The organism is Bacillus cereus, from assembly GCF_002577405.1.
Classification (GTDB): Bacteria; Bacillota; Bacilli; order Bacillales; family Bacillaceae_G; genus Bacillus_A; species Bacillus_A cereus_AU.
The window spans coordinates 44,417-58,257 of the sequence record NZ_NULR01000020.1 but is presented as its reverse complement, the minus strand read 5'-3'; the positions used below and the strand labels follow the sequence as shown (position 1 = coordinate 58,257).

Below are 13,841 nucleotides of genomic sequence, written 5' to 3'. Positions count from 1 at the left end.
AACATTTTTTCTTTTCAAGAATATATATAAGAAGGAGGAAATGATTATGAAAATTGCAATTTCTGGTGGCACTGGTTTCATTGGTAAATACCTTTCTACTTTTTTTATCGAAAAAGGATATAATGTCTACATTCTTACTCGAAAAAGAGTTGCTGAAACTTCAACCTCGAATCTGCAATACGTATACTGGACACCAGATTTACCTACCTTCCCCCTCTCCTCAATCGATATAGTTATTAATCTAGCTGGAGAGTCTATTAATAGTAGATGGACAAAGAAACAAAAAGAAGAAATTTTAAACAGTAGAATCCAAACAACAAAAGGTCTCATTAAACAATTCCAAGCACTCGACACAAAACCACATACATTTATTAACGCAAGTGCTATTGGATACTACGGAACATCTGAAACAGAATCTTTTACCGAGCAGCAAGAAACTCCCGGAAATGACTTTTTAGCAGAAACAGTGTTTTTATGGGAGCAAGAAGCATCTAAAGCACGTTCTCTTGGAATAAGAACAATCTATTCCAGATTTGGAGTCGTATTAGGTGCAGACGGAGGAGCCTTTCCAAAAATGCTACTCCCCTATCAATTTTATATCGGAGGTACAATTGGATCTGGAAAACAGTGGTTGTCATGGGTTCATATAGAAGATGTCGTTCGTATGATTGATTTCATCATACACAAAGAGGAAATTGACGGGCCTCTTAATATTACAGCCCCAACACCTATAAGAATGAAGGAGTTTGGAGAAAACATTGCCAATGTCACAGGAAAACCTCATTGGCTACCTGTCCCTTCATTTATGCTTCAAGCTTTATTTGGTGAAATGAGTATACTTGTACTAGAAGGGCAACACGCATTACCTAGTAAAGCGATTGAACACGGGTATCAATACACATTTCCAACAGTAAACCATGCATTACAAAATATACTTTCGCATACAATGTAGTACTTCCAAAATACAAATTTATAGGATCCGGAGCATCGCTATACGAATAACCTTTCAGTTGCTTTGTCTTAAATTCCATTAGTATTTCAAAGTAACAGAAACGAGGTACCTATGAAAATATTGCTCAAACAGGCCATTGTATACCCCATTACATCCCAAAAATTTCAAGGGGATGTACTCGTTACAGGAGAACGAATTACCGAGGTAAAACCTTTTATTCAGCCTACTCAAGATATGACCATTATAGATGCGCGAGCTCTTCATCTCTTACCTGGATTTATTGATGTCCACACTCACCTTGGTCTCTATGATGAAGGCACTGGTTGGGCTGGAAATGATGCAAATGAAACATCTGAAGTTTCAACACCACATATCCGTTCTTTAGACGGAATCCACCCTTTTGATATTGCCTTTCAAGACGCTGTACGAAATGGAGTTACAACTGTTCACGTTATGCCGGGAAGTCAAAATATTATCGGGGGCACTACTTGTGTAATAAAAACAGCTGGAACTTGTATTGATCATATGATTATTCAAGAACCTGCTGGTTTAAAGATTGCCTTTGGAGAAAACCCTAAAAAGGTCCATAGTAATGGTACAAAAGAATCCATAACACGCATGGGGATTATGGGGCTACTTCGGGAATCATTTTATGAAGCACAACACTACGGGCATGAAGCTGATTTTCGGATGCTCCCTATTTTAAAAGCATTACGCCGCGAAATACCCGTACGTATCCACGCTCACCGGGCAGATGATATTAGTTCTGCTCTACGCTTTGCAACAGAATTCAATCTTGATTTACGTCTTGAACATTGTACAGAAGGACACTTTATTGTTGAAGAGCTTTCGAAACACAACTTGAAAGTTTCGGTTGGCCCCACTCTTACACGCCGTTCTAAAATCGAATTAAAAAACAAAACATGGGATACTTACCACATATTATCAAAAAATGGAGTGGAAGTTTCTATAACAACAGATCACCCTTATACACCCATTCAATACTTAAATGTTTGTGCCGCTGTCGCAGTAAGGGAAGGGTTAGACGAAAAAACTGCATTGGAGGGCATCACTATATTCCCAGCGCGAAATTTGCGTTTAGAGGATAGAATTGGAAGTATTGAGGTTGGGAAAGACGCTGATCTCGTGTTATGGACTCATCATCCTTTCCATTATTTAGCCAAGCCTGTACTAACTATGATTGATGGAAAAATAATTTACAAAAAAAATAAAAAAAACTAGTTTATTTTTTTGACTAGATAAAGTATTATACGATTATAAACTGAATGAAACCATAATCAATTTGTGTCGTGATTATCATTTTCAAATTGATGAATGGGGAAGGCAAATGGTGCGCCACCAGCGTTATAAACTGGTTCTAGTGGGTTCGATTCCCACCCCGAAATTTTTTAAAGATTTATATAAAAATTTCGAGGGTGGGGTGTTTTTTCGTCATGCTACCCTCGTGTGAGGAGGAGTTAGAATGTTGAAAAAACGCGACTTACACGACAGCCACGTTCTATACGAATTAATGGTGGATCCAGCTGTCTTCCCTTTTGTGCGTCAAAAGGCTTATTCTTATGAAGAATATTTATTTTTAACAAAACAAACAATTGAAGCTGAAGAGCGTGGAGAATTAATTTCACGCACAATTTTAGATGAATGGGGTAACCCTATCGGAACAATTACTTTATTTGATGTGCAAGAAAAAGCCGGATTCCTCGGAACATGGCTTGGTAAACCTTATCATGGAAAAGGTTATAATAAATTAGCAAAAGATTCATTCTTTAGCGAACTTTTCTACGAATTAGATATTGAAACAATTTTTATGCGTATTCGTAAAATAAATATTCGTTCTATTAAGGCTGCAGAAAAACTACAATATGTAAATCTAGCAAACGAAACAAGAAAAGCCGTTTATGATGAAATTAATGCGAATGAAGAAGTATATAACTTATACGAAATTCCAAAAGATCAATATACACTTGCTACAATGCGAGATACAACATTCCAAGATGCACATCAATTAAAAGAGGCATAATCTAAAATTTTAGAAATAATAATTAATCATTAACATTTTAACATACATGTATATCACCCTATGTCTTTGGAAACGATAGATAATGACTTTAAGACACGAGGTGATTTGTAATGGATAAAAAGAAACGTGATAAAGCAAGAAACACATTATCTAGTACACAAGAGGTTCTCTACCAACGAGAGTTTCGAAAAGCAGATCGTGCAGCGGGTTATCGCTCGAAAAGTATTTAAAGTGAGAATGAAGAATTAGAAGTTTTCCCCCCTAATTCTTCATTCTCATTACATATTTTGTCTAATTGATAGGATAGACAAAAAGGTTCCTTATTTATAAGGAACCTTTTTATGTGGATAAAGTTATCCACATACTTTGTAGAATTGTTAATAAATTCTGTAAATCCTTCACAAGTTCATGTATTGTAATGGATATCAAATGTTATAATTGTGGATATTTTTCTGAAAACTGTGGACAATGTGGATATAGTTGTTAATATTCCGACTTTACTGTTTAACGAAAGCGTAATCTCTTTTGTGGATAAGTTACTATTGTATCTAAAAAACCCTCTTTAAACATATAAAAGAGGGTTTCATATTAAGTAAACGACTCTGCAAGAGCAGGTGATTTAATAGGTATATGATTCGGTTCTGCATGGTTTTCTGCCAAAATTGCATCTACAATATGACCGGCTGGCTCCGGACGATAAATACTTTTCATTGCTTCTTTCATTTTGAGAAGCTTCATATCGTCTTGTATTAAAGCCTCTGTTTTTTCAAAAACTTCGCTATCATCACGAATGACAACGGCAGCTCCTTTTCTTTCAAAGTACATTGCATTTTCATTTTCTTGTCCTGGAACAGGCTTAAATAAAATGACAGGTACTTGCAACGCTGCTGCTTCGCTTAACGTAATACCGCCTGGCTTCGTAATCATACAAGAAGTAACACGGAATAATTCATCAATGTTTTCAACATAACCAAATACTTTTAATGCATCAGAATTTTTTGCCTGTAGCTCTAATAAATCTTGTTTTAAGGCTTCATTTTTCCCACAAACGACAACTACTTGTAAATTAGGTACTGACATAAATGACTGGCATAGTTCTTTAACACTCCCTAATACCCCATGAGCACCTGCTACAATTAGTAAAATCTTTTTATTTTTACATAACTGATATTTATTATATATAATGTCTGGATTTATCTTTAACTCAAAACTACTACGGATCGGAATACCAGTCTCAACAATTTGCTCTGCAGGCACACCAATATCAACCATAACTTTTTTCACATGATCAGTTGCTACAAAATAACGATCTACTTCCCGGTGAATCCATATTTTGTGCACACAAAAATCCGTTAATACGTTATAGACAGGAATTGAAATACCTGTTTGCTTTTTCAACTCTGGTACAGCTATGATTGGAAAGGTATTAATCACAATATCCGGTTTCTCTGCTTGTAAAAGTAATTTCAAACGTTTTCTTCCAAAATTCGCATACCAAGATGCTATTTTCTTATCATAAATTTTTTCTACACCGTAATAAAACAAGCGATATAATTCTTTTCCTATTGTATAACTTTTTAAATATAAGTATTTTGTAATATCGGTTATAACTGGATGTGATTCTCCAAACAAATCGCATACAATTACATCTTCGATTCCTTTTTGGCGAAATGTTTGTTCTAATGTTTTCGCTACTTGCACATGACCGTTACCGTAATGTGCAGTTAATATTAAAACCTTGGGGTTTTTTATCAAACAAATCCACTCCTAGCTTATTGTTTCTCCATATTGCATATACGACAATAGGAAAAACATTTTCCTTAAAAACTACATAAACAGATTCTAATATTTCACTTTCAGCTATGTACCTGTCGTGGATATGCAAAGCATATAAGATTGACCCCTTAATCCTATCTGTGCTCATATCTTTACATTATACTTTCCTATAAGAGCTTTCGCAATAACTTACAAGTGTTCTCTATTCCATGATACTCACTCTTTTACTTCTTAATTCTTTTTACTATTTTGATTTCCCTTTACAATTATGTAAATTTCTCCACTTATTCCTTACAAAAATATGGATATTCTATTTTCAGTATACTCTTTTCAATATATATACTCTAGGTTTTATTGTAAAGAAAGCAAAAAGTCTAATCCAATATTTGGATTAGACTGCTTGTAAAATACGTTTCGCTTGTTCTACATTTTTTTCAGTAGGTGGTTCTACATTTGCAAGTGGATATTTATGTCCAAGTGCCTCCCATTTATATACACCAAGCTTATGATATGGTAGCACTTCAACTTTCTGAACATTAGACAGACTTTGAATAAAGTTAGATAATTTTTGTAAATCCTCTTCATTATCAGTAATACCAGGAACTAATACGTGTCGTACCCAAATCGGTTTATTTTTATCCGATAAATAACGAGCAAATTGTAAAATATGTTCATTTGGTTTTCCTGTTAATTTACGATGCTTTTTGGAATCGATATGTTTCAAATCCAATAAAACTAAATCTGTATAATCCATTAAAATATCTAGCTTATTTTGGAATTCTGGTTCCTCAGAATAACAACCACCAGAAGAATCGATTGTTGTATGGATACCAGCTTCTTTGCACTTTTTAAACAACTCAATTAAGAAATCTAGCTGTAATAGTGGCTCTCCACCGCTAACTGTTATACCGCCTCCAGAAGCTTCAATAAATGGAAGGTAACATGTCACATCCTGCATCACTTCTTCAACTGTTATTTCTTTACCTTTACCGATTTCCCATGTATCAGCATTATGACAATATTGACAACGTAATAAACACCCTTGTGTAAATATGACATAACGAATCCCTGGGCCATCAACAGTACCACAAGACTCTACAGAATGTATTCTTCCTTTTACCATGTTACTTCCTCCTTTATTGAAACAGCCTCCCTCCGCTATATATTAAAAGCGGAGGAACACTTTTTTCACTTACATGCTTTCATGCATTGTACGGTTAATTACATCAATTTGTTGTTCACGAGTTAATTTAATAAAGTTAACAGCGTAACCAGATACACGAATTGTTAATTGTGGATATTTTTCAGGGTGCTCCATTGCATCCATTAATGTTTCACGATTAAATACGTTAATATTTAAGTGATGTCCTTCTTTTATTGCATAACCATCAAGCATAGATACTAAGTTGCGTACTTGTACATCATCTTCTTTACCAAGTGCTTTTGGAATAATAGAGAATGTATTAGAAATACCATCTTGTGCATCTTTGTATGGTAATTTAGCTACAGATAATAATGATGCTAATGCACCTTTCGTATCGCGGCCATGCATTGGGTTTGCACCTGGTGCAAATGGTTCTCCAGTACGGCGACCATCTGGAGTGTTACCAGTTTTCTTACCGTATACAACGTTAGAAGTGATTGTTAAGATTGACATTGTATGAACAGAATTACGGTATGTTTTATGTTTACGAATCTTGTTCATAAATGTTTTCACAAGATTTACTGCGATTTCATCTACACGATCATCATTGTTACCGTATTTAGGGAAATCTCCCTCAATTTCGAAATCAACTGCAATACCATTTTCATCACGAATTGGTTTTACTTTTGCGTATTTAATTGCACTTAAAGAGTCTGCTACTACAGATAGACCCGCGATACCTGTTGCCATTGTACGAAGAACATTTGTATCATGAAGCGCCATTTCAATACGCTCGTAGCTATATTTATCATGCATGTAATGGATAACGTTTAATGTGTTTAAATATAGACCCGCTAACCATTCCATTGTCATATCAAATTTATGCATAACTTCTTCATAATCTAATACTTCAGAAGTAATCGGTGCGTATTCAGGACCAACTTGTGCTTTAGATTTTTCATCTTTACCACCGTTAACCGCATATAGTAATGCTTTCGCTAAGTTTGCACGTGCTCCGAAGAACTGCATTTGTTTACCAATTCTCATTGCAGATACACAACATGCAATACCGTAGTCATCGCCGTAGTCAGGACGCATAATGTCATCATTTTCGTATTGAATTGCTGATGTTTTAATAGACATTTTCGCACAGTAGTTTTTAAAGTTCTGTGGTAATTGTTTAGACCAAAGAACTGTTAAGTTTGGTTCTGGTGCTGGTCCTAAATTATCTAATGTATGCAAGAAACGGAATGAGTTCTTTGTTACTAACGGACGACCGTCTAAAGCCATACCACCGATAGATTCAGTTACCCAAGTTGGGTCACCAGAGAATAATTCATTATAATCAGGTGTTCTTGCGAATTTCACAAGACGTAGTTTCATAATAAAGTGATCCACAATTTCTTGTACTTCTTCTTCTGTTAAAGTACCATTTGCTAAATCTCTTTCAATATAAACATCTAAGAATGTAGAAGTACGCCCAAGACTCATTGCAGCTCCGTTTTGCTCTTTAATCGCTGCAAGGTATGCGAAGTATAACCATTGGAATGCTTCTTGTGCATTTGTTGCTGGCTTAGAAATATCGAAGCCATGAGAAGCAGCCATTTGTTTTAATTCTTGAAGTGCACGCATTTGCTCAGATAACTCTTCACGTAAACGCATTGTATCTTCGCTCATTACACCGCCTGTTAAATTATAATCAGCTTTTTTCGCTTCAATTAAATGATCTATACCATATAACGCTACGCGGCGATAGTCACCGATAATACGTCCACGTCCATATGCATCTGGAAGGCCAGTAATAACACCTGATTTACGAGCCGCTTTCATTTCTGGTGTGTATGCATCGAATACACCTTGATTATGAGTTTTGCGCCAGTCTCTGAAAATACTGCTAAGTTCTTTATCCATTTCATATCCATACGCTTCACAAGCTTGCTCCGCCATACGAATACCACCATATGGTTGTAAAGAACGTTTAAATGGTTTATCAGTTTGGAAACCGACTACTTTTTCAATATCTTTATTTAAATATCCTGGATCGTGTGATGTAATAGAAGAAACAATTTTTGTATCCATATCCAGAACGCCACCGTTTTCACGTTCTTTTGTTGTTAAATCCATTACTTGATCCCAAAGTTGTTTCGTTGCTTCAGTTGCTCCCGCTAAGAAAGATTCGTCTCCTTCAAAAACGTTTACATTATTTAAAATGAAATCGCGAACATCAATCTCTGCTTTCCATTTTTCACCTTTAAAGTTTTCCCATGCGTTTTTAACATTTTCTAATACTTGAGTCATCCTAATCTCCTCCATTTTTGATTAGTACAGGACTAAGATTTTTTATATAACAGCTTACACACTTAGAATACTACTTTTTTGCGAAAGTGAACGAAATAGTTGTGACATGTTTGTGAAACATTGAGCAAACTACTATATACATAGTGTTATCTTCATTTAAAAGCCTTGAAAATTAACCCTTTTCTTAATTGTATTTTTTGGGTACCCTTATATACTAGTCCTATTTTGTAATATAAGAATGATACCCATTGTAGAGCTGTAATACTTTTATCTCCTAATCTGTTATACTTTTTATAACAGAACAAAAAAGTGTACATATGTTGTACACTTTTTTTGTTACCTATAAAACATCCCTTTTTCTATTTCCATCATGGAATCCACCACGACTACCTGTTAATGCAATTAATTGCTCTAATCCTTCTATATGATCACCAATAATTCGCAGTACAGCCGGCGGATGACCTATTTTCGCAAAATGTTCACTGGGGCGAATGCGGTTCATCTTATCGACCTCAACACGACTTACACATGCAATTTCAAACCCTAAAAAAACAGCTTTCACTTGCGCTACACAAGGTGACAATAAAGATTTATACCCAATCGCTTTCAAACACTTTTGACTAAATGCATGAGGTACAGCAATAAGAGAACCTACTCCTAAATCCTTTCTGTCACAAGCTAAATTTAATGCATACTTAAATGCAGTTACAAGATGAAGTGGTATTCTTAAATCTAAATAATGATTTAAATCATTTAATGCGACATCCGTTCCATCTGCAATAGCTTTTGCAAAAGGATATAGCTCACTAGCTGGAATAAGAAAATCACCGTCTATAAATAACACAATTTCTCCTTTTGCAAAATAAGTTCCGATTGAACGCCCCACATCGTTTCCAAGTGCTCCTTTATATACAATTGTTGTTGCTCCCTTGTCTTTTGCAATTGTTGCCGTTTTATCTGACGAACCATTCACAACAACAACGATTTCAAAAGGTTCAATTTTGCGAAGCTCTTCTATAACATTTCCAATTGTTTTCTCTTCATTTTGCACAGGAATAACAACCGACAGTTGCTTTCCTTTATACAAGTTGGATGTAACACCCCAGCCTTGATAAAACTCTTCAAAACTTAAAGTATGATAGACGCTATCCCTTTCCCGATTTCCATCATAATATCCTCCTCGATCATCACTGCCTACTAGCCTTTCCGCTACAGCTTCTATATGATCACCTATCATGCGTTTTTCAGATTGAGAAAGATCCGTGCCATATGCAGCATGCTCGAATGGCCGAAATTTATTCGGCGTAATAACGTCAATTGCACAATGACGACTAATTTTCCATTTACCTTGTGCTAAGCGTAAATGAGCCACAATAGGATTAACAAAACATTCATATCCAATACTTTGAACGACTTCTTTCGTCAACGCATGAGGTACAGATAATAAAGAATCAATTTTTAATTCTTCGCGCTCTAACATTGCATTTAATATTTGGCGCCATACTGTAATGGAATGTGGTTTTTGTTTCTTTAAAAACAATGCGTCCAAATTATTTAAAACGATGTCAGCTTGATCATATAGAATCGGATTAAGAAATAATTGCAATTTTGAAGTTTGAATAGCAAAATCTCCATCTATAAATAGTAATACATCACCTATCGCATGTTTTGCGCCGACTGCACGTCCAACATCATTTCCAAGTGACTCTGTATGCTGAATTACTTTACATCCTAAACTCTCAGCAACCGCGTCTGTACCATCATCACAGCCATTTGCTACTACAATAATCTCTACTGGATTTAATGGTTGTACCGATTGAATCACGTCTGTAATCGTATTGACTTCATTACATACAGGAATAATAACTGATAATGACTTAGCCATTGTCTTCTTCACGAAACCATTTAATAGTTTCTTTCAATCCTTGTTCCCACGTTACCGTCGCTTGAAATTGAACAAGTTCTCTTAATTTTGTTACGTCTGGTCTTCTATTTGGAATTTCCTCAAAACCATGTGGGTATACTTCTTCAAAAGGAACTTGTACAATTTTCGAAGAAGATTTCGTTAGTTTTTTTATTACTTCTGCTACTTCTTTTATATTTTTTTCATTCTCAGAACCTATATTAATAATCTCACCATTTACCTTCTCGTCCATTGCCCGAATCGTTGCCTCTACCGCATCACTTACATACGTAAAGCAACGTGTCTGTTTTCCGTCTCCATATACGAGAATATCTTTCCCTTGCAAAGCCGCGCGGATAAATCGTGGGATTACCCCTGCATATGGACCATCCTTCGCTCTTGGACCATAAATATTAAAATAACGAACAATCGTTACAGGTAAACCTTCTAATGCGTATCCTAAACATAATGTTTCTTCTAACGTTTTACAAACTGCATAACTCCAACGTATTTTAGAAGTTGCCCCATATAATCGATCCCCTTCTTCCAAGAAAGGCGGCTTCCCCTTACCATATACTTCTGAAGTAGAAGCAAAGACCACTTTCTTCTTGCCTTTTAATGCTGCTTGTAAAATGTTTCTCGTTCCATCAAAATTCGTTTCAATGAGCTCTATGCTTTTTTCCATTGTCGTTTTAACACCTAAAATTGCCGCCAAATGGAATACTACGTCATGTTGATTTACTAATTCATCGATTGCCTTTTTATTTAAAACACTGATTGGAATAACTGGAATCCCTTGCATTAATTCAGTATGATACTTATTTTCCCCTTTATAGAAGTTATCCACAATTGTGACTTCATAACCTCTTTCCACCAATTCTTCAGCTAAATGTGATCCAATAAATCCTGCTCCACCTGTAATTAAACATTTCTTACTCATACACCCACCTTCTTTACAATTCCACGTGTATCTATTACTCGTTTCATTCCTTTAAATAGCTTCCAATCGATAGTAGAGTGATCAGTTAATATTAAAATACAATCCGCTTGTTTAACTTTTTGTTCATCCAAAAAAACAGATTGGTACACCTTATCTCCAATTTCCGCAGAAGATATATATGGATCATAGTATTCTATCTCGTATCCTTCTTTTATTAGTAATTGAATAATTGGCAACGCTGGTGATTCTCTCAAATCATTTACATCTTTCTTATACGCAATCCCTACAATCAAAACTGTTGCGGGTGATTGCACCGTGCCTTTTACTTTCCGGACTATTTTCTCTGGCATTTCTTCATTAATTACATGTGCAGCTTCAATTAATTGACTAATTGCTCCATTCTTTTTTATTCTCCATTGAAAATATAAAGGGTCTACTGGAATACAATGTCCTCCTATCCCTGGGCCTGGCCAATATGGGGTAAACCCAAACGGTTTTGTAGATGCGGCTTCAAGTGCCTCATAAAAATCAATTCCTAAACTTTCACATAATGTGTTTAACTCATTTACTAATGAAATATTGACTAAGCGCTGAATATTTTCAAATAACTTACACATCTCCGCTACTTTCGGAGAGCTGACTGGAACAACTACATCAAATATAGCACTATACAAATTCTGTACTTTTTGTTTACACTGTTCTGTTTGTCCACTAATAACCTTTGGAATCGCTTGAACTGAATATTGACTATTTGCTGGATCAATTCGCTCTGGAGAATATCCGATATAGAAATCTTCTCCTACCTTTTGACCTGCTTGAGAAATAATAGGAATGATAACTTCCTCAAGCGTACCTGGATAAGTGGAGCTTTCAAAAATGAAGGTTTGTCCTTTTTGAAGGTTTTGTTGTATATAATGCGAGGCTGAAATGAGGGCACTTAAATCTGGTTCTCTTTGTTCATTAATTGGAGTTGGGACAGTGACAATAACATAATCACTATTTTGAAACTCAGCAACCCCTTTATCTGGTGTATTTACTAGTAAGCTTCTTTTAGTTAATACACTTTGTAACTCTTTTGAAGAAACATCCGGAATATAACTTTCTCCTTTTATAATCGATTCTATTTTTCTAGTATCTTTATCTAGTCCAAGTACTGTATGTCCTCTTTCTGCAAAATGGACCGCTAAAGGAAGACCAACATATCCTAATCCAATAATAGCTACTTTACTACTAGCATCCATCTGTATTCTTTTCATCCTTTCTCAATTGTTGAATAATATCTCTATCCCGCTCTCCATCTGTAAAACTCCCACGTTCGTCTGTATATTGTAATAGATAATCAATCGCCTCAAGTTGATCACCGAAAATCCGGTCAAATGCTGGAATACGTCCATTTACAAATCCATGTTGCTCTGGACGTACTCGATTTGTTTTTATAACATCTACAAATTCTACTGCTGTAATAGAAAATTCTTCTAAAATAATTTTCATTTGAGCTAATGGCGGAATAACGAGAGAATCATATCCTATTTTCTCTATTACCTTCTTATTCATAGCGTGCGGCACTGCCGTTAATGAGTTGTTCCATAAATCTGGTCGTTTCGCTACCAAATTCACAAAGTATTTTCCCATGCTAATCGGATCTGCCGGATAAAACATATCCAATAAACATTGCAAATCATTTAACGCCACATCACTTCCATCTTCAATAGCACGTAAAAATGGAATTAGTTTTTTTGCCGGAATAGCAAAATCACCATCAACGAATAAACAAATATCTGCTGTAGCATGCATGGCACCTATCGCTCGTGCTACATTATGTCCGAGCGCTTTCTCAATTTCAACAACAATAACATTCTCTAGCTTTGCTTGTTTTATGGTTTCAACATCCGCTCCATTCGCAACAACTATAATTTCATCTACTCCTGCTTTTTTCACTTCTTGTATAACAGATCTTATAGTCATTTTTTCTTCTGATGCCGGTATAATCGCACTATATTTCGCTTTTTTCCTTTGTAATCGAACTGGTTTATACTTCCCTATAAACTCTCTATCTCTGTTTCCCTCCGAAAAACCACCGCGTTTACCATATGTTTCGATTACGTATTGCAAAGCACGTAAATGGTCTCCCATAATACGACTAGTCGCTTTCGGATAAGGAGAACCAGGTGATGTACCAGTATGAACAGGCCGAACTTTATTTGTGTGAATTACATCGACCGAAGCCATATCGACAATATCTACTCCTCTAGACATCGCCATTGCTTGAAATAGTGCTGGATCTGCTAAGTTCCACCACCCGAGTTTCTGAATCACTTCCCTACTCATCGCATGTGGAATTGCGATTAAAGATCCAACAACAAGCTCCTTTTTATTCAAATAACGATTTAACATGAATTTTCCAACTGTCGTATAATGTGGTCTCATCTTTAAATAAACAGACCATGTTAAATTATTCACAACAATTTGATGGCCTTGCTGAATTCCTTTTACGAAACGTTGTAGCTCTTTCCTATCAATAACGATATCACCATCTAAAAATAAGACAATTTCACCTTTTGCTTCTCTAGCTCCAATTGCCCGGCCGACATCATTACCAAGAGAATGTTTGTAATGAATCACATGGCAAGGATATTGTAATGCTATTTCTTTTGTCCCATCTGTCGATCCATTATCGACTACAATAATTTCATAAGGCTGGAGCTTCTCCACTTCTACTAAAACTTGTGATAAAGTACTTGCTTCATTATGCGCTGGAATAACAACTGATACTCTCATACTTGTATC

The 13,841-nt window shown here is 35.6% G+C and carries 11 protein-coding genes and 1 pseudogene; 4 read left to right on the top strand and 8 right to left on the bottom strand.

The features are described 5' to 3' along the window. The first annotated feature begins 46 nt into the window (after positions 1-46). The 4 genes from COC96_RS22855 (at position 47) to COC96_RS22840 (ending at position 3,223) form a co-directional block, all read left to right on the top strand. Positions 47-952: a TIGR01777 family oxidoreductase gene (locus COC96_RS22855; protein WP_098268511.1), complete on the top strand. Its 906-nt coding sequence runs from the start codon at positions 47-49 to the stop codon at positions 950-952. A gap of 111 nt (positions 953-1,063) precedes the next feature. Beyond that, a complete protein-coding gene (locus tag COC96_RS22850) occupies positions 1,064-2,194 on the top strand; it encodes an amidohydrolase (protein ID WP_098268512.1) in 1,131 nt (376 codons plus the stop codon). Between the two features lie 241 nt (positions 2,195-2,435). Further along, positions 2,436-2,993, top strand: coding sequence for a GNAT family N-acetyltransferase (locus tag COC96_RS22845; protein ID WP_000914737.1), 558 nt, complete (start codon positions 2,436-2,438; stop codon positions 2,991-2,993). A 110-nt stretch (positions 2,994-3,103) separates the two neighbouring features. After that, positions 3,104-3,223 carry a YfhE family protein gene (locus tag COC96_RS22840; RefSeq protein WP_097903422.1) on the top strand — a complete coding sequence of 40 codons (120 nt, stop codon included), beginning with the start codon at positions 3,104-3,106 and terminating at the stop codon, positions 3,221-3,223. Between the two features lie 358 nt (positions 3,224-3,581). Here COC96_RS22840 and COC96_RS22835 read toward each other — a convergent pair whose 3' ends face one another. The 8 genes and pseudogenes from COC96_RS22835 to COC96_RS22800 form a co-directional block, all read right to left on the bottom strand. Beyond that, positions 3,582-4,748, bottom strand: coding sequence for a diglucosyl diacylglycerol synthase (locus COC96_RS22835; RefSeq protein ID WP_098268513.1), 1,167 nt, complete (start codon positions 4,746-4,748; stop codon positions 3,582-3,584). A 412-nt stretch (positions 4,749-5,160) separates the two neighbouring features. After that, positions 5,161-5,892: a pyruvate formate-lyase-activating protein gene (pflA, locus tag COC96_RS22830; protein ID WP_098268514.1), complete on the bottom strand. Its 732-nt coding sequence runs from the start codon at positions 5,890-5,892 to the stop codon at positions 5,161-5,163. A 69-nt stretch (positions 5,893-5,961) separates the two neighbouring features. Further along, entirely contained in the window at positions 5,962-8,211 is a 2,250-nt protein-coding gene (pflB, locus tag COC96_RS22825; protein WP_098769423.1) for a formate C-acetyltransferase, read from the bottom strand. 152 nt (positions 8,212-8,363) lie between these two features. Beyond that, positions 8,364-8,583, bottom strand: a pseudogene (locus COC96_RS28180) (hypothetical protein). Next, entirely contained in the window at positions 8,552-10,096 is a 1,545-nt protein-coding gene (locus COC96_RS22815; RefSeq protein ID WP_141536112.1) for a glycosyltransferase family 2 protein, read from the bottom strand. Before COC96_RS22815 ends, COC96_RS28180 begins: the two are co-directional and overlap by 32 nt. After that, the gene (locus COC96_RS22810) at positions 10,089-11,054 is read right to left on the bottom strand and encodes an NAD-dependent epimerase/dehydratase family protein (RefSeq protein ID WP_098268517.1); all 966 of its coding nucleotides are present in this window, start codon (positions 11,052-11,054) and stop codon (positions 10,089-10,091) included. Before COC96_RS22810 ends, COC96_RS22815 begins: the two co-directional genes overlap by 8 nt. Beyond that, positions 11,051-12,295: a nucleotide sugar dehydrogenase gene (locus tag COC96_RS22805; RefSeq protein WP_098268518.1), complete on the bottom strand. Its 1,245-nt coding sequence runs from the start codon at positions 12,293-12,295 to the stop codon at positions 11,051-11,053. The genes COC96_RS22810 and COC96_RS22805 overlap by 4 nt, the downstream gene beginning before the upstream one ends. Then, the gene (locus COC96_RS22800; protein WP_257202097.1) at positions 12,285-13,832 is read right to left on the bottom strand and encodes a glycosyltransferase family 2 protein; all 1,548 of its coding nucleotides are present in this window, start codon (positions 13,830-13,832) and stop codon (positions 12,285-12,287) included. Before COC96_RS22800 ends, COC96_RS22805 begins: the two co-directional genes overlap by 11 nt. Positions 13,833-13,841: the final 9 nt, after the last annotated feature.

What these genes read in the sequence shown, in the direction of transcription:
- COC96_RS22855 (WP_098268511.1), top strand. Translation starts at nt 47, where the DNA reads ATGAAAATTGCAATTTCTGGTGGCACTGGTTTCATTGGTAAATACCTT.
- COC96_RS22850 (WP_098268512.1), top strand. Translation starts at nt 1,064, where the DNA reads ATGAAAATATTGCTCAAACAGGCCATTGTATACCCCATTACATCCCAA.
- COC96_RS22845 (WP_000914737.1), top strand. Translation starts at nt 2,436, where the DNA reads ATGTTGAAAAAACGCGACTTACACGACAGCCACGTTCTATACGAATTA.
- COC96_RS22840 (WP_097903422.1), top strand. Translation starts at nt 3,104, where the DNA reads ATGGATAAAAAGAAACGTGATAAAGCAAGAAACACATTATCTAGTACA.
- pflA (WP_098268514.1), bottom strand. Translation starts at nt 5,892, where the DNA reads ATGGTAAAAGGAAGAATACATTCTGTAGAGTCTTGTGGTACTGTTGAT.
- pflB (WP_098769423.1), bottom strand. Translation starts at nt 8,211, where the DNA reads ATGACTCAAGTATTAGAAAATGTTAAAAACGCATGGGAAAACTTTAAA.
- COC96_RS22815 (WP_141536112.1), bottom strand. Translation starts at nt 10,096, where the DNA reads ATGGCTAAGTCATTATCAGTTATTATTCCTGTATGTAATGAAGTCAAT.
- COC96_RS22810 (WP_098268517.1), bottom strand. Translation starts at nt 11,054, where the DNA reads ATGAGTAAGAAATGTTTAATTACAGGTGGAGCAGGATTTATTGGATCA.
- COC96_RS22805 (WP_098268518.1), bottom strand. Translation starts at nt 12,295, where the DNA reads ATGGATGCTAGTAGTAAAGTAGCTATTATTGGATTAGGATATGTTGGT.
- COC96_RS22800 (WP_257202097.1), bottom strand. Translation starts at nt 13,832, where the DNA reads ATGAGAGTATCAGTTGTTATTCCAGCGCATAATGAAGCAAGTACTTTA.